At 71.0% G+C, this 25,891-nt stretch carries 23 protein-coding genes and 1 riboswitch; of the genes, 15 read left to right on the top strand and 8 right to left on the bottom strand.

Going from position 1 to position 25,891, the window contains the following annotated elements; all coding sequences use genetic code 11:
* The first annotated feature begins 33 nt into the window (after nt 1-33).
* Complete coding sequence (gene trpD / locus ACFWGD_RS03685) at nt 34-1,086, top strand: anthranilate phosphoribosyltransferase (RefSeq protein ID WP_377777198.1); 1,053 nt, start codon at nt 34-36, stop codon at nt 1,084-1,086.
* A 129-nt stretch (nt 1,087-1,215) separates the two neighbouring features.
* Here the strand turns inward: trpD and ACFWGD_RS03680 are convergent, their stop codons facing one another.
* A complete protein-coding gene (locus ACFWGD_RS03680; protein WP_377777197.1) occupies nt 1,216-2,823 on the bottom strand; it encodes a DEDD exonuclease domain-containing protein in 1,608 nt (535 codons plus the stop codon).
* Between the two features lie 383 nt (nt 2,824-3,206).
* Nucleotides 3,207-3,364, top strand: a riboswitch (cyclic di-AMP (ydaO/yuaA leader).
* 16 nt (nt 3,365-3,380) lie between these two features.
* Between ACFWGD_RS03680 and ACFWGD_RS03675 the strand changes: the two genes are divergently transcribed.
* From ACFWGD_RS03675 to ACFWGD_RS03635, 9 genes are all read left to right on the top strand, one after another.
* Nucleotides 3,381-3,980 (top strand): C40 family peptidase, encoded by a 600-nt coding sequence (locus ACFWGD_RS03675; protein WP_377777196.1) that lies wholly within the window; start codon nt 3,381-3,383, stop codon nt 3,978-3,980.
* 376 nt (nt 3,981-4,356) lie between these two features.
* Nucleotides 4,357-5,388 carry an NlpC/P60 family protein gene (locus ACFWGD_RS03670; protein ID WP_377777195.1) on the top strand — a complete coding sequence of 344 codons (1,032 nt, stop codon included), beginning with the start codon at nt 4,357-4,359 and terminating at the stop codon, nt 5,386-5,388.
* A gap of 40 nt (nt 5,389-5,428) precedes the next feature.
* Entirely contained in the window at nt 5,429-6,607 is a 1,179-nt protein-coding gene (locus ACFWGD_RS03665; protein ID WP_377777194.1) for a glycosyltransferase family 4 protein, read from the top strand.
* Nucleotides 6,608-6,618: 11 nt separating this feature from the next.
* The gene (locus ACFWGD_RS03660) at nt 6,619-7,059 is read left to right on the top strand and encodes an SRPBCC family protein (protein ID WP_377777193.1); all 441 of its coding nucleotides are present in this window, start codon (nt 6,619-6,621) and stop codon (nt 7,057-7,059) included.
* On the top strand, nt 7,056-8,090 hold the full coding sequence (locus tag ACFWGD_RS03655; protein WP_377777192.1) for a hypothetical protein: 1,035 nt from the start codon (nt 7,056-7,058) through the stop codon (nt 8,088-8,090). Before ACFWGD_RS03660 ends, ACFWGD_RS03655 begins: the two co-directional genes overlap by 4 nt.
* Before the next feature lie 53 nt (nt 8,091-8,143).
* Nucleotides 8,144-9,115 carry an ROK family protein gene (locus tag ACFWGD_RS03650; RefSeq protein ID WP_377777191.1) on the top strand — a complete coding sequence of 324 codons (972 nt, stop codon included), beginning with the start codon at nt 8,144-8,146 and terminating at the stop codon, nt 9,113-9,115.
* Between the two features lie 313 nt (nt 9,116-9,428).
* Nucleotides 9,429-10,187, top strand: a complete 759-nt coding sequence (locus tag ACFWGD_RS03645; RefSeq protein ID WP_377777190.1) for a lysophospholipid acyltransferase family protein — start codon at nt 9,429-9,431, stop codon at nt 10,185-10,187.
* A gap of 87 nt (nt 10,188-10,274) precedes the next feature.
* Nucleotides 10,275-10,766 carry a polyadenylate-specific 3'-exoribonuclease AS gene (locus tag ACFWGD_RS03640; protein WP_377777189.1) on the top strand — a complete coding sequence of 164 codons (492 nt, stop codon included), beginning with the start codon at nt 10,275-10,277 and terminating at the stop codon, nt 10,764-10,766.
* Between the two features lie 109 nt (nt 10,767-10,875).
* Complete coding sequence (locus ACFWGD_RS03635) at nt 10,876-12,264, top strand: class II 3-deoxy-7-phosphoheptulonate synthase (protein ID WP_377777188.1); 1,389 nt, start codon at nt 10,876-10,878, stop codon at nt 12,262-12,264.
* Between the two features lie 109 nt (nt 12,265-12,373).
* On the opposite strand, the gene ACFWGD_RS03630 is transcribed toward ACFWGD_RS03635, so the two are convergent.
* Nucleotides 12,374-13,183 (bottom strand): hypothetical protein, encoded by an 810-nt coding sequence (locus ACFWGD_RS03630; RefSeq protein WP_377777187.1) that lies wholly within the window; start codon nt 13,181-13,183, stop codon nt 12,374-12,376.
* Nucleotides 13,184-13,211: 28 nt separating this feature from the next.
* On the bottom strand, nt 13,212-15,701 hold the full coding sequence (locus tag ACFWGD_RS03625; RefSeq protein ID WP_377777186.1) for a PASTA domain-containing protein: 2,490 nt from the start codon (nt 15,699-15,701) through the stop codon (nt 13,212-13,214).
* A gap of 110 nt (nt 15,702-15,811) precedes the next feature.
* Between ACFWGD_RS03625 and ACFWGD_RS03620 the strand changes: the two genes are divergently transcribed.
* Nucleotides 15,812-16,168 carry an Rv2175c family DNA-binding protein gene (locus tag ACFWGD_RS03620; RefSeq protein ID WP_377777478.1) on the top strand — a complete coding sequence of 119 codons (357 nt, stop codon included), beginning with the start codon at nt 15,812-15,814 and terminating at the stop codon, nt 16,166-16,168.
* 7 nt (nt 16,169-16,175) lie between these two features.
* Here ACFWGD_RS03620 and ACFWGD_RS03615 read toward each other — a convergent pair whose 3' ends face one another.
* The 3 genes from ACFWGD_RS03615 to ACFWGD_RS03605 all read right to left on the bottom strand — a co-directional run bounded on the left by ACFWGD_RS03615 (nt 16,176) and on the right by ACFWGD_RS03605 (nt 20,736).
* Nucleotides 16,176-17,831, bottom strand: coding sequence for an alpha-(1->6)-mannopyranosyltransferase A (locus ACFWGD_RS03615; protein ID WP_377777185.1), 1,656 nt, complete (start codon nt 17,829-17,831; stop codon nt 16,176-16,178).
* On the bottom strand, nt 17,828-19,528 hold the full coding sequence (gene crtI, locus ACFWGD_RS03610; protein WP_377777184.1) for a phytoene desaturase family protein: 1,701 nt from the start codon (nt 19,526-19,528) through the stop codon (nt 17,828-17,830). The genes ACFWGD_RS03615 and crtI overlap by 4 nt, the downstream gene beginning before the upstream one ends.
* Nucleotides 19,529-19,611: 83 nt before the next feature.
* Nucleotides 19,612-20,736, bottom strand: coding sequence for a polyprenyl synthetase family protein (locus ACFWGD_RS03605; protein WP_377777183.1), 1,125 nt, complete (start codon nt 20,734-20,736; stop codon nt 19,612-19,614).
* Nucleotides 20,737-20,818: 82 nt separating this feature from the next.
* On the opposite strand from ACFWGD_RS03605, the gene ACFWGD_RS03600 reads away from it, so the two are divergent.
* Complete coding sequence (locus tag ACFWGD_RS03600) at nt 20,819-21,805, top strand: methylenetetrahydrofolate reductase (RefSeq protein ID WP_377777182.1); 987 nt, start codon at nt 20,819-20,821, stop codon at nt 21,803-21,805.
* A gap of 70 nt (nt 21,806-21,875) precedes the next feature.
* On the opposite strand, the gene ACFWGD_RS03595 is transcribed toward ACFWGD_RS03600, so the two are convergent.
* Both ACFWGD_RS03595 and ACFWGD_RS03590 read right to left on the bottom strand, forming a co-directional pair.
* Nucleotides 21,876-22,520 carry an LppM family (lipo)protein gene (locus ACFWGD_RS03595; protein WP_377777181.1) on the bottom strand — a complete coding sequence of 215 codons (645 nt, stop codon included), beginning with the start codon at nt 22,518-22,520 and terminating at the stop codon, nt 21,876-21,878.
* Nucleotides 22,517-23,185 carry a GNAT family N-acetyltransferase gene (locus tag ACFWGD_RS03590; protein ID WP_377777180.1) on the bottom strand — a complete coding sequence of 223 codons (669 nt, stop codon included), beginning with the start codon at nt 23,183-23,185 and terminating at the stop codon, nt 22,517-22,519. The genes ACFWGD_RS03595 and ACFWGD_RS03590 overlap by 4 nt, the downstream gene beginning before the upstream one ends.
* Nucleotides 23,186-23,475: 290 nt before the next feature.
* On the opposite strand from ACFWGD_RS03590, the gene ACFWGD_RS03585 reads away from it, so the two are divergent.
* The 3 genes from ACFWGD_RS03585 to mraZ all read left to right on the top strand — a co-directional run bounded on the left by ACFWGD_RS03585 (nt 23,476) and on the right by mraZ (nt 25,841).
* Entirely contained in the window at nt 23,476-23,895 is a 420-nt protein-coding gene (locus ACFWGD_RS03585) for an SAV_6107 family HEPN domain-containing protein (RefSeq protein WP_377777179.1), read from the top strand.
* 266 nt (nt 23,896-24,161) lie between these two features.
* Nucleotides 24,162-24,575, top strand: a complete 414-nt coding sequence (locus ACFWGD_RS03580; protein WP_377777178.1) for a DUF3040 domain-containing protein — start codon at nt 24,162-24,164, stop codon at nt 24,573-24,575.
* Nucleotides 24,576-25,409: 834 nt separating this feature from the next.
* A complete protein-coding gene (gene mraZ, locus ACFWGD_RS03575) occupies nt 25,410-25,841 on the top strand; it encodes a division/cell wall cluster transcriptional repressor MraZ (RefSeq protein ID WP_377777177.1) in 432 nt (143 codons plus the stop codon).
* The last annotated feature ends 50 nt before the right edge of the window (nt 25,842-25,891 follow it).

The following is a 25,891-nucleotide window of genomic DNA, read 5'->3' as shown; positions in this document are numbered from 1 at the left end:
TCGAAAAGCAAGGTGAATAAGAAGGAGCGATGCATGACCCAGCAGACCGTTAACCCGAGCCGGGCAGATTGGCGCGACGTGCTGGGCACCATCGGCGCCCGCCGCGAGGTCTCCGCCGAGGGCATCCGCTTCGCCATGGACCAGATCATGACCGGCCAGGCCGTCGATGCGCAGATCGCCGCGTTCGCCTTCGGGCTGTTCGCCAAGGGCATCACCGCCGCCGAGCTCGACGCCGCGGCCACCGGCATGCTGGCCCACGCCGCCGATGCCGGGGTGCCGAATGCCACCGGCGCGGTGGACATCGTCGGCACGGGCGGGGACGGGGCGCACACGGTCAACATCTCCACGATGTCGTCGGTCGTCGTGGCGGCGTCGGGCACGCCGGTGCTCAAGCACGGCAACCGCGCGGCGTCGTCGAAGTCCGGCGGCGCGGACATGCTCGAGGCGCTGGGCATCGACATCGCCGACGGCCACGTGTCCTCGCCGGAGCACCCCGACTTCAGCCTCCGCTTCCTGTTCGCCGCGACGTACCACCCGGCCATGCGGTACGCAGGCCCGGTCCGCTCGCAGCTGGGCGTGCCGACCCTGTTCAACCTCCTTGGCCCGCTGACCAACCCGGCCCAGCCGGCGAGCAGCCTGATCGGCTGCGCCTTCGAGGACCAGATGGAGACGATGGCCGGCGCGTTCGCCCGCCGCGGGCAGCGCGTCCTCGTCGTCCGGGGATCCGATGGCCTCGACGAGATCACGGTCACCGGCACGTCGCGCGTTTTCGTCGTCGACGGTGGCGCGGTCACCGAGGACGTCATCGACCCGCGCGACTACGGCATGGAGTTCGCCCCGGCCGATTCGCTGCGCGGCGGCGAGCCGAGCTACAACGCCGACGTCGCCCTCAAGGTGTGGAACGGCGAGCTGCGCGGCCCGATCCGGGATGCGGTGCTGCTCAACTCCGCGGCGGCCCTCGTCGCGGCGCGCGGCCTGGAGGGCGGCGATTTGAAGTCCGCGATGACCCGGGCCCTCGCCGACGTCCGCGAAACCCTCGACTCCGGCCGCTGCGCCGAGATCGTCGCCGCCGCCACGGCGCGCTGAGCCCTTCCGGGCACCGACTTCCCGGTGCCAGTCGCGGCCGCGCGCTGAGTCACCAATTCGCGCCGAGTCTTTATATAAGGGCGCGGCTGCGCGGGGTCAGGTCTTGCGCGGGTCAGGTCTAGTGCGGGGTCAGCTCTTCCGCGCCGCCACCGCTGCGGTGGCCCACTCGCGCCACCGGCCGGCGCCCTCGGCGGGGGAGATCCAGGGTGCGTCGGTGGGGCCGATGCGGACGTCGTCGCGAAGCAACCAGTTGAGCACCACCCGCAACTCGTGGGGATTGGCCCCGCGGTAGGGGCCATCGCCGGGGATGACCGTCTCGGCCGACTGCGACAACAGCCCCGCGATGTGCGCCGCGTCGGCCCCGCGCGGCGACCGGCCCGCCGCGGCGAGCCGGCCGTGGCGGACGACGGCCAGGTTCCAGCCGCCGCGGCCATCGGGAAACGCCGCCTGCAACTGCGGGACGGCGGCGAGGGCGCCGAGGCGCTGCCGCGAATCGAGCGCGAGGATCAGATCCGCCGTGATGTCGCGCAAGAACGCCGCCCGGCGATACCGGCCTTCCTCGGACGCCGCCGTCACGTCGGCGATGAGCCGCTCGATGAGCGAGGCGCCGCCCGCACGGAGTTCTTCGGCGATGGTCGGGAACGAGTCGGCGTCGAGGTCCAGCGTCTCCTTCGTCGACTGGGCGGCGTTGCGCGTGCGGAATGGCCCGATCGCGTCGTCGCCGTCCGCGACCCGGGAGACCTTCGGCCCGCCCTTTTTCGCCGGAGGGTTGAGGTACCATCCGCGGCCCGGTTCCTTGCGCTGCCGGTTGTACGGGGGACGCGCCGCGGCGAGCAGGCGGGCCTCGCGGACCTCGGCCTCCATCCCGTGGGCGCATTCGGCCATGTCGACGGACTCGGCGAGCATGACCATTTCCTTCATGCGCCGCCGCGGATCGGCCCCGGTGAAGTACTGCAGCAGCCTGCGGCGCAAGTCCACCGCGGTTCCTATATATAAGGGCTCGCCCGCGGCGCCCCGGAACACGTAGACGCCGGGGGCGTGGGGCGCGTCGGCGATGAGGGTCTTCTTCTCGCGCAGCGCCGGGTCGACGTCGGGGGAGAAGTGCTCGAGTTCGCCGACGGTGCCCACGGAATGGCCGGCGAGCCGCTCGATGAGGAAGTGGAGGACGTCGACCGTCGCCGCCGCATCGTCGAGCGCGCGGTGGTTCGGGGTCACCTCCGCCCCGACGTAGCGGGCCAGGTCTCCGAGCCGGAAACTGCCCGTGCGCTTGCGGTCCAGCAGGCGCCGGGCGAGCTGCAGCGTGTCGACGACCGTCGGCGCCGGCCACCGCAGCCCCAGCTGCTCGCACGACGCCCGGAGGAAACCGATGTCGAACGACGCGTTGTGGGCCACCCACACCGCACCGCGGGCGAATTCGAGGAACCGGGGCAGCACCGTGCCCAGCTGCGGCGCGCCGTCGAGGTCGGCGTCCTTGATGCCGGTCAACTCCGTGATGAAGGAGGGCAGCGGCATCCCGGGGTCGATGAGCTCGCTGAACCGGCCCTCCTCGACCCCGCCGCGCACGCGCACGGCGCCGATCTCGATGATGTGGTCGTCCCCGGCGCGCATGCCGGTGGTCTCCAGGTCGACGACCACGAACGTCGTCTCGCCGAGCCCCAGCTCCTCGGGCACCCGGCCCGCGCCATCGCCGGGGGAGGCGTCGGCGAAGGAGAGCTGGAGGGGGTCGGCGTCGGTCACCCGCCCGATTCTAGGCTTTGCGACGGATCGACCGTGAACACTGTGGCCGGTGTGAAAGTTGAGCCGTCAACGGTAGTGGAATCACAAAATGTGACGCGTTTCACATAACTGTGGATTCAGTACCTTCGCCCCTCGAAGGGGCCGTCGTAACGCGTGACGGCGAAGTGTCGCAAACCTGCAGGTCTCGGTTGGGTCTCGGCGCGTGACACTGAAAACGTTCACATCGGCGCCGCTTCATAACGGACCGGTAACAGATTGGGGTGCATGCCGATAACGGAGCGATTTCGAAACGGTCTTGGCGCGTCGGCTGGACAAGATCCGTGCCCATTTCGTAATCTTGCCGAGACATTGAAGCGGGGTCCTCCAAGAGGTGCCGCTCATGGCAGGAAACCAAGCCTAATCGGCGCCCGCGAGGACGCCGAACCGGGGACCCACTCCTTTCACTGGGGTGAATCCCACCGGCGAGAGCCGGAGGGTAGGGAGAACTTCCATTGCTCCCGAACCCGTCAGCTAACCCGGTCGGCACGAAACTGGAAGAGAACACGGAGTTTTTCATCATGGGTAAGCACCAGCGCCGTTCCAACATCGCCCGCAACGCCGCCGCCTTCGGCGCCACCGTCGCCGGCATCACCGCCCTGACCGCGCCGACCGCCTCGGCCGCGCCGGTCGCCATCCCGGGCGTCGGTTCCATCGACGTCCCGGGCGTCGAGAACATCCAGGGCATCGCCGACGCCATCCCGGGTGCCGCGCAGGGCATCGAGTCGATCACCGATCGCTCCACCGCCTTCGCCCCGGCCGCCGCGCCGGTCGTCTCCACCGGCCAGAAGATCGTCGACGCCGCGCGCTCGCAGATCGGCACCCCGTACGTGTGGGGCGGCACCCAGCCCGGCGGCTTCGACTGCTCCGGCCTGACCTCCTGGTCCTACGCGCAGGTCGGCAAGTCCATCCCGCGCACCTCGCAGGCCCAGGCCAACGGCGGCCAGTCGGTCGGCATGGCCGGCAAGCAGCTCGGCGACATCGTCGTGTTCTACCCGGGCGCCACCCACGTGGGCATCTTCTCGGGCGGCAACAACGTCATCCACGCGCCGCAGGCCGGCCAGAACGTTCACGAGGCCAGCATCGACTACATGCCGGTCCACTCCGTCGTCCGCTTCTAACCAGCGCTCGACACTCCTGCCATGACGGGCGGGGCCACGGGAATTCTCCCGGGCCCCGCCTCATGGCTTTTGCGGGGCGCGGCTTCTGGGCGCCGGGTTCCCGCGGGGCGTGGCTTTCGCGGACCGTGACGATTGCGGAACCCGTGTCACCCGGGGGTACCTGTCGGTCACTTCCGTCACAGCTGACCTCACGTTTCACGTCCCGTGCAGAATGTTCGCGGAATCACTCCCAAGTGATTCGCCCGGCGCCCGGGCGGTTGTTAAAGTTCATCGCGACAATGCCCATCCGACCAGGGCATGCAGCAGATTCCCCGGCCCGCGCCACCGCGCGAGGAACCGGATCCGGAATCCCGGTTTCGAAAGGCCATCCCGCACCGTGCAGCACCGCAGGACCCATCTCCGTCGTTTGATCGCCTCCACGACCGTGGCGGCGACCCTCTCCGCTTCGGCGGCCATCGTCCCGTCCGCCGTGGCGCAGGAGCTCACGGCCGACGCCATCATCGCGGACCTGGAGAAGCTCTCCCGGGAGACCGAGGAGAATTCGCAGGAGGTCCTGCGGCTGGACGGCGACGTCGTCAAGCAAGAGGAACTCGTGCTCAAGCTGCAGGGCGAGGTCGAGCAGGCGACCCGCCTGGCGGAGGAGTCCCGCGGCGAGCTGGACCGCCACCGCGACGACATTTCGCGGTTCGCCCGCCAGCGCATGCGCGGCGACGTCGTCGACCCGATCACCGCCGTCATCGGTTCGAGCGACGCCCAGGATGCGCTGGACCGGTCCTCCTACGTCAACCGCCTGTCGCGCGACAAGGAGGGCACGCTGTCGGAGGTGGCCAAGCGCCAGCGCGAGGCGGCCGACGGTTTCGCCCGCGCGGCGTCGGCCCGTGCGGTCGCCGGCGTGCAGCTGGGCGCCCTGGAGCGCCAGCGCGGTGAGCTGGAGAAGAAGTCCGGCGAGCTGGAGCGCCGCACGCAGGAGGTCCGCGACCGCGTCGATTCGCTGTCGCCGGACGAGCTGGCCGCCTGGCGCGCTAAGGACAACCCGATCACCGATGGCCTGGGCATGCTGCTCGGCTCCTCGGGCGCGGTCGACGCCGCGATGACCAAGGTCGGCTCCCCGTACTCGTGGGGCGCCGCCGGCCCCGACGCGTTCGACTGCTCGGGCCTGATGTACTGGGCGTACCAGCAGCTGGGCAAGTCCATCCCGCGCACGTCGCAGGCGCAGCTCGCGGGCGGCACGCCGGTGAGCCGCGATCAGCTGCAGCCGGGTGACCTCATCGGCTTCTACGAGGGCATCACGCACGTGGGCATGTACGTGGGCAACGGCATGATCATCCACGCCTCGACGTACGGCGTGCCGGTGCAGGTCGTCCCGATCGAGCAGGGCGGCCCCTACCAGGGCGCCGTCCGTTACTGACCGGCTGCGGCGGGGATGGCTGTAGTTGGGGCGGACGCCCGTGCTTGACGACGCCCACCGCGGCACCCACGGCCGCGTCCTCCTGATCACCAACGACTTCCCGCCCCGCCAGGGCGGCATCGAGTCGTACCTGAGGGACTTCTGCGGCACGCTCGATCCGTCGTCGCTGACGGTGCTGGCGTCGACGCGGATTCCCGGCGAGGCCACCCGCGACCACGATGCGGCGCTGCCGTACCGGGTCCACCGCCTGCGCGATCGGGTCCTGCTGCCGTTGCCGCACGTGGCGCGGGCGGCGGCGAAGATCATCGCCGACGAGGACATCGACGTCGTGTGGTTCGGCGCGGCGGCCCCGATGGGGCTGTTGGCGCGCGCGTGCCGAAGGGCGGGGGCACGGCGGATCATCTCCACCACGCACGGCCACGAGGTCGGCTGGTCCATGCTGCCCGTGTCGCGGCGCGCCCTGCGGATCATCGGCGACGGTTCCGACGTGGTCACCTACATTTCCTCGTACACCCGCAACCGGTTCGCCGCCGCCTTCGGCCCCCGCACGGCCTTCGAGCGCCTGCCGTCGGGCGTCGACGTCGAACGCTTCCGGCCTGACGCGGAAGCGGGCGCCCGGATCCGCGCGCGCCACGGCATCGCCGCCGATCAGCCGCTGATCGTGTGCATTTCCCGCCTGGTGGCGCGCAAGGGGCAGGACTCGCTCATCGCGGCCATGCCGGCGGTCGCCGAAGCACTGCCGGAGGCCCGCCTCATGATCGTCGGCGCCGGCCCGTACCGGGAGAAGCTCGACGCGATGGCCGAGGCTTCCGGCGTGGACGACCGCATCATCTTCACCGGCCCGGTGCCCTTCGGCGAGCTGCCGGACCACTACAATGCCGCCACCGTCTTCGCCATGCCCGCCCGCACCCGCGGCCGCGGCCTCGACGTCGAGGGGCTGGGCATCGTGTACCTGGAGGCCCAGGCCTGCGGCGTGCCCGTCATCGCCGGCGACTCCGGCGGCGCGCCGGAAACCGTCGTCGACGGCGTCACCGGCCTGGTGGTCTCCGGCCGCGACACCCGCGCCCTGGCCGGGGCGATCACGTCGATCTGCTCCGACGGCGAACGCGCGCGGGAGATGGGGGAGCGTGGGCGGCGGCACGTCGTCAAGCATTGGACCTGGGAGGTCATGGGCGCCCGCCTGCGCAAGATCCTCGCAGGCGCCGCGCCCCGCGGGTAATCTCGGAGGGCATGAGCGACCGAACGCAGGGACAGATCCTGATCAACGCCCCTCGGGAGCGGATCCTCGACGTCGTCGGCGACGTTCCCGCCTACCCGGAATGGGCGACGGGCACCACCGCCGCGGAAGTCACCGAGGAAGGCGACCGCCCGCTGCGGCCGGCGCGCGCGAAGTTCACCCTGGAAACCGTGCTCAAGGACGTCTACGAGCTGGCCTACGACTGGACCGCCGACGGCGTGAGCTGGTCGCTGCTGTCGTCGCAGCTGCAGAAGTCGCAGTCGGGCCGCTACGTCCTGTCCGACGCCGACGACGGTGCGACGAAGGTGCTCTACGAGCTGGAGATCGTCACCGCCGTGCCCATGCTGGGGATGCTGCGGCGCAAGGCGGAGCACCGCATCGTGGACACGGCGCTGAAGTCGCTGAAGCGCCGCGTCGAGGGCCTGCCTGAGTGACCCCCGACGCCGCGCCGCCGACCCCGCGCCACCCCGTGTACCTGGTGCCGGGGCATCCGGGCGACCGCGCGGCCGAGGCTTTCCTGCCCGCTGGCCTGCAGTGGGCCGAAGCCGGGCCCGATCCCGTCGCCGACGCCGTCGGCCTGTTGCGCGGCATGGACGCCGATGCGTCGGCGCTGGATGCGCTGACCGGTTTCGCCGGCCTGGAGCGCCTGCTGGTGTGGGCGAAGGCGCAGACGATGGCGGGCGTCGGCCCGGTGGGCGTGCGCTTCGGCCCGACGCCGGACCGCCAGCTGTCGTGGCTGCGCAGGGTGCAGGGCCCGGCGGAGCTATCGGACATGCTCGACCTGATCAATCCCCGCGTCGACCGCCACCGGTCCATGCCCGACGTCTTCGGCGACCGCGCCCGGCGGGCCCGGCTGCTGGAGTCCCTGTGGTCATGGGGGCATTCGTGGCAGCGGTTCGTCGACTCCGGCGGCGTGCACCTGCGCGCCGACGGGCCGGTGGATCCGCGCGTGTCCAGCGTCGCCCGGTGGATCGGGGTGGGCATTGAGGAAGGTGCGGAGGGGGGCGTGGAGGTGGCCGCCGGCGAGCCCACCGACGTGGCTACGCCTGCGCCGCTCCCGCGCCTGACTCTCGCGGACCTCGGCGCCGGCGGCGATGGCGCGCCCCGCTACCGCATGCGCGTCCACGCGCCCCTGCACCTGGCGTTCCCGGACTTCGGCGATTCGGGGGAGGTCGCCGAAACCGACGTGGGGGCGGCGGCGGGTGCTACGGGGGTCCGTCGTCAAGCTTTTGTGCTTGACGACGGCGCCGACCCCGGCGACTTCCCCGAATCCACCGTCCGCGTCGACGCATCGCCGAGGGGAGTGGTGGTGCAGGTCGCGGGGTTCGCGAAGCGGTTCGGCGCGCCCTCGATCTTCGGGGTGTGCGCGATGGAAAAGGTGCGCGTGGCGGCTCCGGATACGTGGGCCGGCGGCTGGGGGGATATTCTTGTTTGGTTCCGCGCCGACCCGGCGCGACTGCCCTGAGGGGACGAACCCACCGGTTCGCCCCGCTGACCCACCCGACCAGGAGCCCCCACGTGACGACGCCGCCCGACACCGCGCCCGCGGGGCCGACCATCAGCTTCGACATCGGCGGCACGAATCTGCGCGCGGCCGTGGTGACGGCGCAGGGGCGGGTGATCGACCGGATGCAGCGGTCGTCGAACGGGACGGCCGAGGCGCTCGAGGACGGCATCGCGGAGATGACCGGCGAGCTGCTGCGCGACCATCCCGATGCCGTGGGCGTGGGGCTGGCCGTGGCCGGGTTCCTCGATTCCGAGCGGCGCGTGGTGCGGTTCGCGCCCCATTTGCCGTGGCGCGACGCCGATGTCGCGGCGCGGCTGGGGGAGCGCCTCGACCTGCCGGTGACCCTGGAGCATGACGCGAACTCGGCGGCGTGGGGCGAGTACCGCTTCGGTGCCGCGCGCGGTGCCCGCGATTGGGTGCTCTTCGCGCTGGGCACCGGCATCGGCGGCGCGATGATGAGCGGCGGCCAGATCTACCGCGGCGCGTACGGCACCGCACCCGAGTTCGGCCACCTCACCGTCGTGCCTGGCGGGCGGCCGTGCTCGTGCGGCAAGCGCGGCTGCCTGGAGCGGTACTGCTCGGGCACGGCTCTGGCGGCGACGGCGCGGGAGCTGGCGACGACCAAGCGTTTCCCGGGGCCGCTGGCGCGGGCGTGCATCGACGGTACCGCCACCGGCTCCGACGTCATGCTCGCCGCGCAGACCGGCGATCCGCTGGCGGTGGCGGCCGTGGGGGACTTCGCCGACTGGCTCGGGCGGGCACTTGCGCTGGTGGCCGACGTGTTCGACCCGGAGCTCATCGTCATCGGCGGCGGCGTCGCCCAGGCCGCCGACCAGTACCTGGAACGCGCCCGCGCCGTGTTCGCCTCCGAGATCACCGGCGCCGGGCACCGGCCCACCGCCCGCATCGAGATCGGCCGGCTGGGCGCGGATGCCGGGATGATCGGCGCGGCCGACCTCGCCCGCGCCGACGCCCTCGGCTGACGCGTTGGGGTGACGCGCTGGGCCAACTTCGCCCGCACCGAGGGGCTCGAATACCGCGCCGTCCTGATCACGTGTCGCCGGATGGTTTGACGGGGCCGATCTGCTGCGCGTGGACGTTGTCAAGCGAGGTCCTTATCCGACGAATGCAGCCACTGGCCGGGTGAATGTCGGTAAAACCCCAGGACGCGAAATCGTGTGGCTGCGCTGGGCGGCTAACTCCGGGCCGAGCGCGAGGGGACGGCGGCGCGACGGGGGCACATCGTCGGCGCGGCCACCCGGGCTCCCGCCGAAGCTGAGGGTAAGGTTAGCGGGCGTGAATAACCCCTGGTACAAGTTCTTCAAGTACGTGCTCATCGGGCCGTTCCTGCGCGTGTGGAACCGCCCCACCTACAAGGGCGGCGAGAAGGTGCCGGATCAGGGCGCCGCGATCATGGCGTCCAACCACCTCGCGGTGATGGATTCCTTCTTCTTCCCGCTGGTCCTCGACCGCCAGATCACCTTTCTGGCGAAGAAGGAGTACTTCACCAGCCCGGGCATCGTCGGCCGCATCCAGCGGTTCTTCTTCTCCAACACCGGCCAGGTGCCCATCGACCGCAAGTCCGGCGACGCCGCCCAGGACGCGCTCGACGCCGCCGTGAAGGTCCTCGACCGCGGCGACGTGCTGGGCATGTACCCGGAGGGCACCCGCTCCGCCGACGGCCGCCTCTACCGCGGCAAGACCGGCCTGGCCCGCGTGGCGCTGAAGACGGGCGTCAAGGTCTACCCGGTGGCGATGATCGGCACGGCCGAGGTCAACCCCATCGGCACGTGGGTGCCGCGCCCGAAGAAGGTCGGCGTGGTCATCGGCGACCCGCTGGACCCGGCCGACTACCGCGACCGCGGCGACGAGTACGCGTGCTCCAGGGCGCTCACCGACGACCTGATGAAAGCCCTGCAGGACATGTCCGGCCAGACCTACGTTGACGCGTACTCGGCGGACGTCAAGGATTCGCTGGCCAAGGGCCACGGCTACCCGGAGGGCACCGAGCCGGGCGGCCGGCTCGAGGTCCGCCCCGGCCAGAAGGCACTGTAGGCGATTGTTCGACTGGCCGGCGCACGCCGCCGGCTTCGCACGCCCCACCGGGGAAGATGACGCGGCGCACGGGTTATCCTGTGCGTCGTGCGCTATTTCTACGACACCGAGTTCATCGAAGACGGCCGGACCATCGACCTGGTCTCCATCGGTGTCGTCGCCGAGGACGGCCGCGAGTACTACGCCATCTCCTCGGAATTCGACGCCCGGTCCGCGGGCCCGTGGGTGCGGGCCAACGTGCTCAACCAGCTGCCGAACCCGTCGTCGCCGCTGTGGAAGTCCCGGTCGACGATCCGCGACGATCTGGAGCGGTTCTTCCTCGCCCCCGGCACCGGCGACCCGGAGCTGTGGGCGTGGGTCGGCGCCTACGACCACGTCGTCCTGGCCCAGCTGTGGGGCGACATGACCCGGCTGCCGCGCAGGATCCCGCGCTTCACCAGGGAACTCAAGCAGTACTGGGAAATGGCAGGAGAGCCGCGGCTGTCCAAGCAGGACGAAGGCCGCCACGACGCCCTCGCCGATGCGCGCCACAATATGGTGCGGTTCCGCGAGATCGCGAAGGTGCGCCCCTCGCGGTAGGCGGTGGCCGTCGCAAAGCAGGGTGCATGGACCACCGCCGCGCGGCCCCGAATGCCCCCGGGCGCGGTGGGAGGCAACCCGATCCGGGCGGTCGGCTACGATTGCACCCGTGAGTTGGACCATTGACCTCCCCGTAAACGATCTCCCCGATCTGCCGCCGCTGCCCGAGGGCATCCGCGAACGATTCGAAGACGCACTGTCGCGCCAGGCGCTGCAGCAGCCGTCGTGGGACCCGAAGGCCGCCGCCAACGTGCGCCGCATCCTCGAGTCGGTGCCGCCGATCGTCGTGGCGCCGGAGGTGCGCAAGCTCAAGGAGGAGCTGGCGGACGTGGCCATGGGCCGCGCGTTCCTGCTCCAGGGAGGCGACTGCGCGGAGACCTTCGAGTCCAACACGGAGCCGCACATCCGGGCGAACATCAAGACGCTGCTGCAGATGGCCGTGGTGCTGACCTACGGCGCGTCGACGCCGGTGGTGAAAATGGCCCGCATCGCCGGCCAGTACGCCAAGCCGCGCTCGGCCGACCGCGACTCCGAGGGGCTGCTCAGCTACCGCGGCGACATGGTCAACGGCGTCGAGGCGACCGAGGAATCCCGCGTCCACGACCCGGCCCGCATGGTCCGCGCCTACGCCAACGCGTCGGCCGCCATGAACATGGTCCGCGCGCTGACCGGCTCGGGCACCGCAGACCTGCACCGCCTGCACGAGTGGAACCGCGAATTCGTGACCACCTCGCCGGCCGGCGCGCGCTACGAGGACCTGGCCCGCGAGATCGACCATGCCCTGCGCTTCATGCAGGCCTGCGGCGTCTCCGACTCCAACCTGCAGACCGCCGACATCTACTGCTCGCACGAGGCGCTGGTCGTCGACTACGAGCGCGCGATGCTGCGCCTGGCCCACGACGAGGCCGGCGACGACAAGCTGTACAACCTCTCGGCGCACCAGCTGTGGATCGGCGAGCGCACCCGCGGCCTCGACGACTTCCATGTGGCGCTGGCGGCGCTGATCGGCAACCCGGTCGGCGTGAAGATCGGCCCGAAGACGACGCCGGAGGAGGCCGTCGCCTACGTGGAGAAGCTCGATCCCCTGTTCCAGCCGGGCCGCCTGACGCTGACGTCGCGCATGGGCAACGACAAGGTCCGCACGGTCCTGCCGGCCATCGTCGAGGCCGTCGAGGCCACCGGCCACAAGGTCATCTGGCAGTGCGACCCGATGCACGGCAACACCTACAGCGCCTCCAACGGCTACAAGACCCGCCACTTCGACCGCATCGTCGACGAGGTCCAGGGCTTTTTCGAGGTCCACCGCGCCATCGGCTCCCACCCGGGCGGCCTGCACATCGAGCTCACCGGCGAGGACGTCACCGAGTGCCTCGGCGGCGCGCAGGACATCGCGGACGTCGATCTGCCGGGCCGCTACGCCTCGGCGTGCGATCCGCGCCTGAACACGCAGCAGTCGCTCGAGCTGTCGTTCCTGGTCGCGGAGATGCTGCGCAACTAGCCGCTTGACGACGAAATCACGGTGATCGGCGAATCACCGCTGAAAGGGGCCCCGGCATGATTGCCGGGGCCCCTTCGGCCTGCGTTCCCGTTTGAGTTTCCTCGTGCGTTCAGTCGTCGAGGGCGCGGCGGTAGAAGCGCAGGCGCAAGAAGGCGCGGTCGGCGGCGTCGATGCGCTGCAGCCGCTGGTGGAGATCCGCGCCGGGCAGGTCGCTACGCAGGTCCGCGAGGGCGTCGTGGCCGTCGGCGAGCGCGGAGTCGATGGAGGCGATGATCGACTGGCGTGCGCGGTCGAGTTCGGGGGACTGGGGCTCGCGGGCGTAGGCCGATTCCAGTGCGGTGCCGATGCCCAGGGTGTCGTCGATGCGGAACCACTCGTCGATGATCGCCTGCAGCCGGGCGCGGGAATCGGCGGCGAGTTGGTCGAGCGTCGCCGCGGCGTCGGCGCCGGCGATCTCCGCGCGGCGGCCGGCGAACCAGCGCCCGCCGCCGATGTAGAGCACCGCGCCGATGGCGACGGCGGCCACGAACAACCCGGCCCCACCGGCCAGCCCGGCCGCCACGACGCCGAGGAGCCGCGGCGCGATGAGCACGGCGGCGATGAGGACCAGGATCACCGTCAATCGGCCCATCGCAGGCTGCCGCCCGGAGAAGAACTCGGCGACACCGCCAACCCCGCCGCCGATTCCACCGCCTCGAGCGCCCGGCATCTCTCCACCGCCCCCGCCGATGCCGCGGGCGAGTTCGGCGGAGGTGTCGTCGATGACGGCGTCGGCCCGCTGTTTGGCGTCGAGGAGCCGCCGATGGCGCAACGGCTGGTCGCCGGGGGCGCGCAGCTGGGGTGGGCGGTGGGCGTCGTCAAGCACGGCCCGCCGGCGCTCGACGATGCGGCCCCACCCGCGGCCCGGTCCGCCCGCCATGTTCGCCCCGTCCCGTCGCCGTCGTCCGCTAGAACCCGCGGACGGTGACCTCGTCGCCGCGCTTGGCGTCGCTGCCGGAGCGCGGGGACTGGCTGTAGATGCGGTCGTCGTCGGAGGCGTCGCCGGTGATGCGCAGGCGCAGGCCGAGCTCGTCGAGCTTCTGGCGGGCGTCGCCGATCTTCGAGCCGAGGATGTTGGGCACCTCGACGCGGTCGGAGACGACGAGGTCGATGGTGGCGTTGGTCGGCTCGACCATGGTGCCGGCCTGGGGAGTGGTGGAGTCGATCTGGCCGGCCTTGCGCGGGGAGGACTCCGACCGGGTCACGTCGCGCACGGTCAGGCCGGCTTCCTCGAGCTTGGTGCGGGCTTCGTCGAGGGTGAGGCCCTCGACGTCGGGGACCTCGATGCCGTTGTTGACGGCCAGGGTGACGTCGGAGCCGCGCGCCAGGCCGGTGCCGGGGTCGGGCGTCACGGACAGCACGGCCCTGGGGTCGTAGGTCTCGGAGAATTCCTCGGTGACGTCGGCGACGGTCAGGCCGGCGTCCTCGATGACCTTCCGGGCGTCGTCGAGGCTCAGCCCGACGACGTCGGGGACCTTCACGGGCGCCTGCCCCTTGGACAGGTGGACGGTGACGGTGGATCCGGTGCCCACGGTCTGTCCGGCGGCGGGTTCGGTCATGAGGATCGCGCCGGAGGGCACGGAGTCGGAGTACATCGGCTCGCCGGTGGCTTCGACGAGGGTGCGCTCCTTGAGCATCGTCGAGTACCGCGACGGCGAGCGGTCTGCGGGCAGCGCGGGCACGGTGGGCCGGCCCAGGCTGACCAGGACGGTCACCGGGGCTCCTTTGACGGCGCGCGCCCCGGCGAGCGGTTCGGTGCCGATGACCTGCGATTGCGGCACCGCGTCGTGGTACTGCTGCTGCGCGATCGGTTCGAATCCCGCGTCGCTGACGGCGGCGGAGGCCTGCTGTTCGGTCATGCCGGAGATCGACGGCACTTCGCCGTAGCGCCCGGAGCCGAGCCACCACGCGCCCAGGCCCATGCCCAGCGTCGCGATGAGCGCGATGATCAGCCAGATCGCGCAGCCCGTGCGGGTGCGCTGGCGTCCTTCCCGGGCCCCTGCTTGACGACGGGCCGGCGTCGCACCCCGTCCACCCCTCCCGTCGCGTCCGTCGTCGGGGGCGGCGTGGCGCGGTGCGGGGACGTCGTTGCGGTAGGGGGCGGGCCCGGGCATTCCGGTGGGCATGCCGGGCACGGCGCCCGCACCTGCTGCACCGGTTGCTCCGGCCGCGCCCGCGCCGGCGGCGGCACCCGGCACCGGGCCGGGCAACACCGCCGTGCCGTCGGGGCGGGCGGCGAAATCGCCATCGTCGTAATCGTCCGAGTAACCGTCTCGGTAATCGGCGTCGCCGAACTCATCGCCGTGATCGTCGCCGTATCCGTCCCCGGCGTCAGGGGAGGCGAAGGTGCCGGGAGCCGGCAGAGGGGAGGCGGGAACGTCGTGCCGGGTTTCGTTCATCCCGTCGCGTCCGTGGGGGCCGAACAAACCGGGTTCGGGCGGGCCGTCGAAAAGCTCCGTTCCCCGCACGTCCTCCGGATCCGGCGCCGACAAATCATCCCTGGTCCGGGAGGCGCGGTGGGCGGCGGAATCGACGGGGGCGGGCACGCGGAACGGCGGCAGGCCGAGCTCGTCGACGATGTCGTCGAGCTCCTCGGCGAACTCCGCGGCCGACGCGAACCGATCCTCGGGCTCGCGGGCGCAGGCGCGGGCGACGAGCTCGTCGAACTCCGGGGGCACGCCGTCGATGGCCTCCGACGGCGGGGGAACGTCGCGATTCAGCCGCTGCAGCGCCACCGCCAGCGACGTGTCGCCGGTGAACGGGGTCGAGCCCGTCAGCAGCTCATAGAGGAGGATGCCGGTGGAGTAGACGTCCGAGGCCGGCGTCATCTCCGCACCCGTGACCTGCTCGGGCGACAGGTAGCCGACCGTGCCCACGATCACCGAATTGGACGTCACCTTCGAATCCGCCGCCGCGCGCACCAGGCCGAAGTCGGCGAGCTTGACCCGCCCCGAATCCGAGATGAGCACGTTTTCCGGCTTGATGTCGCGGTGGACCATCGACCGGTCGTGCGCCAGCGACAGTGCGCGCAGCACCGGGCCGAGCACGGCGGCCGCGGCATGCGGCGGCATGGGGCCGCGTTCGCGCAGCAGCTCGCGCAGCGTGCCGCCGTCGACGAGCTCCATGATCAGGAAGACGTGCCCCGCGGCGTCGTGGCCCTGGTCGTAGACGTTGACCAGCGACTCGTCGGCCATGCGGGCCACGGCGCGGGCCTCGCGCTCGAAGCGGATGCGGAAGGATTCGTCGTGGACGAACCGGGGGTCCATCACCTTGGCGGCGACGTCGCGGCCCAGCCGCAGGTCCGTCGCGCGATGGACGGAGCTCATGCCGCCGCGCGCGATCAGCGGACCGATGCGGTACCGGCCGTCGAGGACATCGCCCTCGCGAACTTCAGCCATCGCCTGTTCTCCTCCCGTTGCCGCCCACCAGTATGGCCGACCGCCGCGCGCCGGTGCCAATGCGGTCGGGGACCGGCGGCGGGGCGCGGTATGGTGACGGCGTGAGAAAGATCCCCACGTGCCCCGATGTCCTGCCCGCCGACGAGGAGACCCTGGTCGTCCCCGACGTCGCCGATCACCTCGGCGTCCCGGTGACCCGCGTCCACGCGCTGCTGCAGGAGGGCAAGCTGGTCGCCGTCGAGCGTCGCGGCGTGCCCCAGGTCCCGCTTTTGCTTCTCGACGATGACGGCGTGAACAAGTACGCCTCCGGCGCCCTCGCCGTCCTCGCCGATGGCGGCTACCGCCCCGAGGAAGCCCTGACCTGGCTGTGGACCGAAGACGAGTCGCTGCCCGGCCGCCCGATCGACGGCCTGCACGGGCACCTGGCGCGCGAGGTCATCCGCCGCGCCCAGGCCTCCGCCTTCTAGCGGCGTTCTAGCTCCGCTTCACTTCCTCCGCGCCCGCGGAAGTGTCGGGCGCCGGGTCGTCGTCAAGCGGCCCGCGCCAGCGCACCGGGCGCCGCAAGTCGCCATTGACCAGCCACCGCAGCGCGAACCAGGCGGCGACGGTGATGACGATCATCCAGGGGACGTCGTAGAAGCGGTTGTTGCCGCCGCCGGAAAACGACAGGCACAGGATCAGCGTGGCCACGACCGTGCCCTGCACCAGCCACCGCGGCGGGCGGAACGTGCCGACCGGCGTGAGCAGGCTGGCGTAGTACCAGGGCAGCGCGACGGCGTTGAACACCACCGCGACTCCGTAGGCGGCGACCATGCCGGCCATGTTGCGGCGCGGATCCTGGCGGAACACGAACCAGCACACCACCAGGCCGGCGACCATGATCACCGACGACACCGTGCGGGTGACGGCGACGATGGAGTTGAACACCACCGTGTCGTCGATCCACGCCATCACCGCCGCGATGATGCCCGCCACCGCCGACGGCGCGGCCAGGGGGTTGATCACCTTGGTGTTGCCGCTGATCTCCGTCAGCCAGCCCCAGGTCGAACCGGTCGCCCACGTCACCGCGGTCAGCGCCGCGACCATGAGCGCGGACATGCCGATGCCGTAGCCCAGCAGCGACGGCAGGCGGCGAAACACCGCGCCCCACTTCGGCAGGGTGCCGCCGCGGGTCACGGCGATCCACACCAGGAACGGCAGGGCGATGACGGCGGTGGCCTTCAGCGACACCGCGACTCCGATGAGCAGGGAGGCGACGACGGCGCCGCGCAGGCGGGGCATTTTCAGGCCGGCGACCAGCGCCAGCGAGACCAGTCCGACCATGATCGACTCGTTGTGCAGGCCCGCGACCAGGTGCAGGATCACCAGCGGGTTGAGCACGCCCAGCCACTGCGCCATTGCCGGATCGCCGCCGAGCCGCACCGCGATGCGCGGCACCGACCAGACGATCGCCGCGAAGCCCAGGATGCACAGGATCCGGAACAACACCACGCCGATGGAGATGTTGTCGCCGACGATGCGGGTGATCACCTCGTTGATGCCCAGGTGCAGCGGGCCGTACGGGGTGGTGGTGTTGCGCCAGTCGGCGGAGACCTCCAGCAGCATCGGGCCGGGGTTGACGGCCGCGCCCTCGCTGTAGGGGTCGAAGCCGTCGCGCATCATCGCGCCCTGCATCAGGTACGAGTAGATGTCGCGCGAGAAGATCGGCGCCGACAGCGACAGCGGCACCAGCCACCACAGCAGCGAGCGGTTGAGCGTGCGCAGGCGGGTCGTGGCGGGTCCGCGGCCGCGCCAGATCAGTTGCCGGCCCGCGATGAGCCAGGCGCCGAGCAGGCAGACGATGCCGACCCAGATGAAGATCTCGAACAGCGCGAACCCGTGGCCGTAGGTGATCCAGCCGATGCCCAGCGCGTCGACGACGCCGCCGCGGTACCGGGTCGCGCCGGCGCCGTAGGAGCCGAGCGCGATGAACAGGGCGCCGACGAATCCGAGCTTCGCATGGTCGGCCCACCAGGGCAGGCGGGCGTCGGGCAGGGCTGTGTGCTTGCCGACGGCCGTGGCGCCCGATCCCTCAGCAGTGGCGGATCCGGTGGCGCCGGACCCGGCGGTGGTGTCGGTGTCTGCGGTCACCGGACCGCACCTCCCGTGAATCGGTCGGCGGCGAGCGCGCCGGAAATCATGACGGTGGGCACCCCGACGCCGGGGACGGTCGTCGACCCCGCGAGCACGAGATTCGACGGCAGGCGCGGGGAGAGATTGCGCGGGCGAAATGGCCCGGTCTGGCGGAACAGGTGCGCCAGCCCGAAGGGACTGCCGTCGACCATGCCCTGCCCGGCCCAGGTGGCCGGGGTGTCGAGCTTTCCGACGGCCCAATGCTCCGCAATGCCCGTCAGCCCCCGGGACTCCAGCTCGGCCGTCACTTCGGCGAGGTGGGCGGGTCCGACCAGGTCCCAATCGACGTCGGCCGACGCCAGATTCGGGCATGGCGCGAGCACGCTGACCGGCTCCCACTCGCGGCCGTCGGCGTCGACGACGATGCGGTCGGGGCACGTCACCGCGGGGCGGGTGACCAGCAGCGACGGATCCGACATCAGCGAGCCGCCGCGCGGCGAGGAGATCTCGCGGAACGTCTCGTCCCACGCCTCGCCGAAGGAGATGAGGTGGTGGCGCTCCGGCCAGTTCTCGGTGACGTCGACGGGCACCGCACCGTGGGAGACCATCGCAGACGGCGACGACCGGGTGGGCACGACGCGTTTCTTCGCGGGTGCGCCGGCCTCGCCGAGCCACTCCTCGACCACCGGCAGATCCACGGTGGCGACGATGCCGTCGCAGGAAATGGAGCCATCGGCGGTGCGCACGGCCGTGACGCTCCGGCCGGAACCGACTGACAGGCCGGTCACGGGCGTCGACAAGCACAGCGTGCCGCCGGCCCCGACGAAGGCTTCGGCCATGACCTCCGCGATGGCCCCGATGCCCGAACCCGTGCGCGAGGCGGTCGGGTAGAACACGCCCATCGTCGTGTCCATGTGCGCGATGCAGCCGTAGACTGCGCGGGCGTTCTTCGGCGCGACGCCGGCGTACAGGGACTGGAAGCTGAACACGCGGGCCAGCAGCTCGTCGCCGAGCATCGCCTCGACCCTGCGGCCCAGCGACCCGAACGCGCCGAGCTGCACCAGCTGGCCCAGGTCGCCCGCCGTGCCGGAGTCGCCGACCATGTCCAGCGGCGAATCGAAGCTCGCGGCCATGAAGTGGGGGAACGCGGAGGCGAACATCTCGGCCAGCCACTCGCGCATCCGCCGGTAGCCCTCGACGCGCGGGGCGGGGTCGTCGCCGCCGGCTTCGGCGAAGCGGGTGATCTCCGCGGCCATCCGCGAGGCGTCGCCGTAGACGTCGATCGAGCGGCCGTCATGGAACGTCGCATGGTAGGCGGGGGTCAGGCGGTCGACGGCGAAGGCCGGGTCGACGTCGGCGATGCGCTTGCCGACGGCCGACAGCGCCGACTCCACCAGCTGCGGCATCGTCCACACCGTCGCACCCGTGTCGGCGCGGACGGTGACGCCCGCGCCGGGCACCGCGACGTCCTCGGTCGCGCAGCGGCCGCCGACGTGATCGGACGACTCGACGACCGTGACCCGGTGGCCCGCGCCGATCAGGTGCAGCGCAGCGGTCAGCCCGGACAGCCCCGCGCCGATGACGACGATGTCGCGGGTGCCGCCGGCGGCGTTCGCTCCACCAGCACCTGCATCAGGGGCGGGGACGCGGCGGCGGGGTCCCGGCACCGGCGACAGCGGCAGGAACTTCATGAAGTCCGAAGCGGGGTTCTGCACTGGTTTTTCGACCTCGATGTTTTCGTGGGGTGGGGAGGCGGTCCGGGTGGGGAAGCGGCTCGGCTGGAGGAACCGGCCGTCCGCTACCAGGCGCGGGCGGTGGCCCGGCGGCCCATTTCGGCCAGGCGCTCGCGCTGCTCGTCGACGATCGGCGCCGACTCCAGGGCGTCGAGGCCGCGGCGGGTCAGCCGGGTGATCTCTTCTTCGAGCAGCTCGTTGGCGCCGGAGGCGAGGATGAGCCCGCGCAGTTCGGCGACGTCGTCGAGCCCTCCGACGCGGCCGAGCTTCTCGTCGAGGTGGTGCGCCCCATCCGGGTCGGTCTGCCGCAGCCGCTCCAGGGCGGTGGCCACGAGCACGGTGCGCTTGCCCTCGCGCAGATCGTCGCCGGCGGGCTTGCCGGTGACCTCCGGGTCACCGAAGACGCCGAGCTGGTCGTCGCGGAGCTGGAAGGCGATGCCGATGTCCTTGCCGAACTCGCGGTAGGCGTCGACGATGTCATCGCCCGCACCGGCGATGGCCGCGCCGATGTGGAGGGGCCGCTCGATGGTGTACGCGGCGGTCTTGAAGCGGTTGACCTTCTCGGCGACGCCGACGCGGGAATCGCCGGAGGACTCGGCGGTGATGTCGAGCAGCTGGCCGCCGAGGACCTCGGTGCGCATGCGCCACCACGGCTCGCGGGCGCGGTTGCGCGCGGAATCGGACAGCCCCGACCCGTGGAACATGTCATCGGCCCAGGCCAGGGCCACGTCACCGGCGAGGATGGCCACCGAGTGCCCGTAGTGGGCGGCGTCGCCGCGCCAGGAATTGCCCCGGTGGCGGGACTCGAAGACCTTGTGCACCGTCGGATTGCCGCGGCGGGTGTCGGAGGCGTCGATGATGTCGTCGTGGATCAGCGCGCACGCCTGGATGAACTCCAGGGCGCAGACGGAACGGAAGACCGCATCGGGGTCCTCGGCGTCGTCGTAAAGCCCCGCGTCACCCCCGGCACCCAGCCAGCCCGCCCAGGCGAACGCCGGGCGCACGCGCTTGCCGCCCAGCAGCGTGAAATCGCGCAATGCCCCGATGACCCGCGAAAACTCGTCGTCGATGTCGGCGACCATCGACGAACGGGCGTCGAAAAAATCGGCCAACGCGCCGGTCACCGCGGCGGGGACGTCGAGGGGGGACATTCCGGGTTCGATCGCCGGGAAGTTCGCTGGGTCGGCCATCACGCCACCTTTCGGGTGTCATCGACTCCAATCGGGGGCCGGGTCGGCGCCCACTGTCGTCCTCCCAATAAGATAACCGGTCATGTCCGACTTCCCGCCACCCGCGGTGGGCCGCCAGGTTCCCGTCCGCCACGCGCTGACGCTGCCCAGCCCCGGCCCCATCCCGTTCTCCGTCGAGTTCATGCCCCCGCGTGACGACGCCGCCGAGGAACGCCTGCTCCGGGCGGCGGAGGCCTTCCACGATCTCGGGGCGTCCTTCGCCTCCGTGACCTACGGTGCCGGGGGATCCTCCCGCGACCGGACGCTGCGCATCGCCGAGCGGGTCTCGCGGGAGCCGCTGACCACGCTGGTGCACCTGACGCTGGTGGGCCATTCCGTCACCGAGCTGCGCGAGATCCTGCGCGCCTACCTCGAGCGTGGGCTGACCAACCTGCTGGTCCTGCGCGGCGACCCGCCCGGGGACCCGCTCGGCGAGTGGACCCCGATGGACGACGGCCTGAGCTACGCCTCCGAGCTCATCGAGATGATCCGCGCCGAGGACGAGTTCTCCGACTTCGAAATCGGCATCGCGTCCTTCCCCGAGGGCCACTTCCGCGCCGCCGACCTGGAGGCCGACACGCGCCACACGCTGGCGAAGCTGCGTGCCGGCGCCGAGTACTCCATCACCCAGATGTTCTTCGACGTCGACCACTACCTGCGCCTGCGCGACCGCCTGGCCGCCGCGGACCCGGAAAACGGCGCGAAGCCCATCATCCCGGGCCTGATGCCGATCACGTCGATGCGGTCGCTGCGCCGCCAGGTCGAGCTGTCCGGCTCGGCGCTGCCGCCGGCCGTCGACGAGCGGCTGCTGCGCGCCGCCGCCGGCGACGAGGAGGCCAACCGCGATGAGATCCGCAAGGCGGGCATCGAGGTGACCACCGAGATGGCCGAGCGCCTCATCGCGGAGGGCGTGCCGGGCATTCACTTCATGACCCTCAACTTCGCCCGCGCCACCCAGGAAGTCCTGCACAACCTGGGCATGGCCCCGGCGTGGGGCACCGGTCAGGACATGCTGCGGGGCGGGTTCTAGGGCCCAGCTTTTCGGCGGGCCAGGTTTTCAGCGGGCCCAGCGTTCCGGCGGGCCCAGCTTTCCGGCGAGCTCAGTCCCTCATGTCGTGGTCGCGGCGGGCCCACAGGACGACGAGCAGGGCGGCGAGCAGCCCGGCGGCGGTGGCCAGGCCGGTCCACAGCAGCAGCTGGTCGCGGTCGGTGCTGCCGGCGGGGGAGGTGGCCCAGAACGTCGAGTCGCTGCCGCCGTCCATGGTCCATCGGACGGTCTGGCCGCCGTCGACGGTGCCGTTGGTGCCGGTGACGGGGGCGGGGAAGGCGATGGCCAGGGTGAATTTCGCGCCGGGGTAGCGCGCCAGGGACGCCTTGCCGGCCACCGAGACCTGGTTGCCGCCGACGCGCTCGAGCTCCAGGTCGATGGCGTCGGAGGAGGCGGCGTCGACGAGGTCGTGAATCTCGTCGAACGTCAGGTCGCGCACCACGTAGGTGGCGGTGCGGTTGCCGTCGGACTCGCCGTTTTCCACGGTGACGCCATCGCTGAACGCCGCGGGGACCTCCCACAGCTGCTCGCGGGTCGTCGCGCCGGCGGGCACGGCCACGTGGATCGTGCCGCTGACCCGATCAGATCCGGAAATCGACATCGCCGCGTCGGTGGTGAAGCACCCCGTCAGCGCCAGCACCGGCGCCACGATCACGGCCAGCGCGGCCAGGCGGGCGCGCAGGGTCACGGCTTTCATGCGGGCCCCTCCTCATTGCTTGGCGACGATTGCGTGGGCGCCGATTCGTCGTCAAGCGAATCGACCCGGGCCAGCGGAAGCCTGGCCCCGAGCACCGCGAAGGGCCGGGAATCGCCCGCGAAGTGGAAATTGCGCAGGACATCGGTGAAGCCGAGGCGGCGGTAGAGGCGCCAGGCGCGGTTGGCCTCGGCGGGGACCTCCGGCGTGGACAGCAGGACGCGGCGCTCCGGGCGGCCGCGCATCAGCTCGTGGAGGAGCCGCTCGCCGATGCGCGCGCCCTGGTGGCCGGGATCGACGTGGATCTCGGCGAGCTCGACGTAATCGCCGAGGATGTCGCGGGCGGCGTGGATCGGGGTGCGCCGCGCAGCCAGGCCCGCGCGGACCTGCACGTGCCACCACTGCGTCGACGTGCCCTGCTGGCAATACGCGATGCCCGCCAGCGGAAACGCGGGATCGGCCAGGGCCACGTGCGGCGCGACGTCCTCGGGGTGGGCCACGGCGGCGACGGCCGACCACCCGGGCTCATGGCGGGCCCGGGCCCACGCCAGCACGCGCGCATCGACGATCGACGGGTCGTAGCCCATCGCCCCGACATAAAGGGAGACGGCCTCGTGGAGCCGGAGCCGGAAAATCGGTTCCGGCAGGGGGAGGACGCTGTATCGCACCCGACCAGCTTAACCGGGCCGGCGGCGCGGGCGGGGGCGCGGGCCGCAGAAAGGGCGGATGCGCGGCGAAAACCCTTGTGTGCGAATGGGTGTTCGATTATGCTGGAGGGTGAATCCGGGCGGTCTCGTAGTGTCCGGGGCGTCGCGGAAGCGATGGTGGGCCGGTGGTGCGGATCCCATCGAACGAACGAGTGAAGTTCGGCCGGTGCCGGTGGTGGTGCGGTCGGTGGACGTGGTTATTGACGGACGGTTTTGACGGATCGCTTGAACGGATGGAAGGGAGAAGTCGGATGGCACGCATTGGAAACGGGAGGAGCGCGATGGTGGCGCCGTCGGGCATCTCTTCTCAGGCAGTGTCCTTCCTGGGTCGGGCGGCGTCGCTGCTCGCGCAGGCGAGGACGGCGGCGCCGGCGGATCGGCTGGACCTGTCGTACCAGGCGGCGCTACGCGTCGCCGGTGCGGTGATCGCGGAAAATCCGGGCCGGCGCCGGAAGGCCGACCACGGTGCGTGGGCGCGGCTGCGCAGGCATGCGCCGGCGTATGCGCCGTGGGCCGCGCGGTTCGAGGCGTTGTCCGGGCAGTGGGAGGACGTGCGCCTGGGGCTGTCCCGGGGCGTCGACGAGCTCGAGGCCCGGCGGGTGCAGTCGCTGGCGGCGGATTTTCTGGCGGAGGTGGAGGCCGACTTCGGAATGCTGTCTGACGTTGCCTGATGGCGTCGCATGAACCTGCCGAATTGTGGTGGTTGGCGGGAGGTGGCGTGCGTACACTGGCCGGTACTGGAGAAGCACCGCCGTTCGGCGTCTGCGCGTGGTTGGCGGTCGTGGAGCGCGGGGCAGGTTCGGGAACAAAATCGGCGCGCCGCCCGTTGGACTTTGTGAGCGAACATTGCGCCCGGTGGCAGCTGCCGCAGCGATGATGTGTTGCAGCGAAGATGTGAAGTACGACGAGCCCGACCGTGAGTCAGGGAAGGAAACCCATGGGACTTTCCGAGCAGGAACAGAGGATGCTGGCCGAGATCGAATCGGCGCTGTATGCCGAGGATCCGAAGTTCGGCTCCGCCATGTCCGGAAAGTCGATGGGCCTGGAGTCGGGTGGAACGCCCCGCGGATTTTCGCCGCGAGTCATCGCCATCATCGGCGTCGGGCTGCTGCTGCTGATCGGCGGCATGGCGTTGTCGCAGACGAGCCTGTGGTTCCTGGCGCTGAGCATCATCGGATTCCTGGCCATGTTCGGTGCCGGCGTGTGGGCGCTGACCGGATCCGGCAAGGACCCGAAGCTGGTGTCCGTCGGTTCGGACGGCGCGCGCGGCGGCAAGGCGAAGAAGCCCCGCCGCCCCAGTTCGTCGGGCGGCGGCATGGAAGACCGTTTCCGCGGACGGTTCCAGGGCTAAGCGCCGACCCCCGAGGATTTCAAGCGCGCCGTCCCCGTCGCGTATGAATCGTCCACCAACCCCGTTTCCGGCAGCCGCCGGGGCGGGGTTTTCGCGTGCCTTGTGCTGCGGCAGATTCTGTGCGCCGAGCGCACTCGCTAACCCACCTCGAATGCCCTAACCCACCTCGAATGGCCTAACCCACCCGTTATAGCGGGTGGGTTAGGCCATTCGAGGTGGGTTAGCCGCTGAGGGGATGGCGACGGGCGGTGAGGGTCGGCCGCCGGCGCGATTCGAGGTGGGTTAGCCGCTGAGGGGGCGGCGACGGAGGGTGAGGGTCGGCCGCCGGCGCGATTCGGGGTGGGGTAGCCGCTGAGGGGATGGCGGGCGGAGCTGCGGTCGCTCCTTTCGGCCCCACCACGGCAATCCACTCGGCCTTGCCGAGGCTGCCCACTCGGCCCCACCTCGATCACCCACTTTGCCCCACCTCGATCGCCCACTTCGCCCCACTTGGGTGCGTCGCTGGAGAAGATCGACTCGGGGCCCATGTGAAATGTGATGCACGACACGCCGGAGGGACACGCCGGTGGGGAATATTCGTCGTCAAGCGTGGTCCGTGACACCGCCCACGGGCGAACGCCCCACCTGCGAATATGCAGGTTGACAGGTTTTGGCCGGTGAAAAACCCCTGGAAACCGATGCGTCTTGGTGTTGCTTGTGGGGCAAAGTGGGGTACTGTGGGCCGTGATGTTGGAGAGGTCGACCGGCATCGCAGGAAAAAGACGAATACCGATGAGATGACTCGATGCGGCGCCACCGCGTCGGCCGGAGAAGGGGAGAGGAGCCGGAAGCGACATGTTCCTCGGCACCTATACCCCGAAGCTGGACGACAAGGGCCGCCTTACGCTCCCGGCGAAGTTCCGCGACGAACTCGCCGGCGGGCTGATGGTGACCAAGGGGCAGGACCACTCGCTGGCCGTCTACCCCAAGGACGAGTTCCTCCAGCTCGCGCAGCGCGCGACGAAGGCATCGCGGACCAACACCCGCGCACGAGCCTTCATCCGCAACCTGGCGGCGAGCACGGACGAACAGCGGCCCGACGGGTCGGGGCGCATCACGTTGTCGGCGGATCACCGCACCTACGCGGGCCTGACCAAGGAATGCGTGGTCATCGGATCGATCGATTTCCTGGAGATCTGGGACAAGCAGTCCTGGGAGGCCTACCAGGCGGAGCATGAAGAGGACTTCTCCGACGGCGAAGACGATTCGCTGTTCGGGGTGCTGTAGGACTCGCGCCGCCCGGGACGGGAGCGTCCGCAAGGACTCTGTCCGACCCG

Origin of the sequence: Corynebacterium sp. NPDC060344, assembly GCF_042725215.1 — a bacterium.
Lineage (GTDB): Bacteria > Actinomycetota > Actinomycetes > Mycobacteriales > Mycobacteriaceae > Corynebacterium.
Note: the sequence above shows the minus strand (reverse complement) of the source record. Positions and strands in the feature narration are given on the sequence as shown.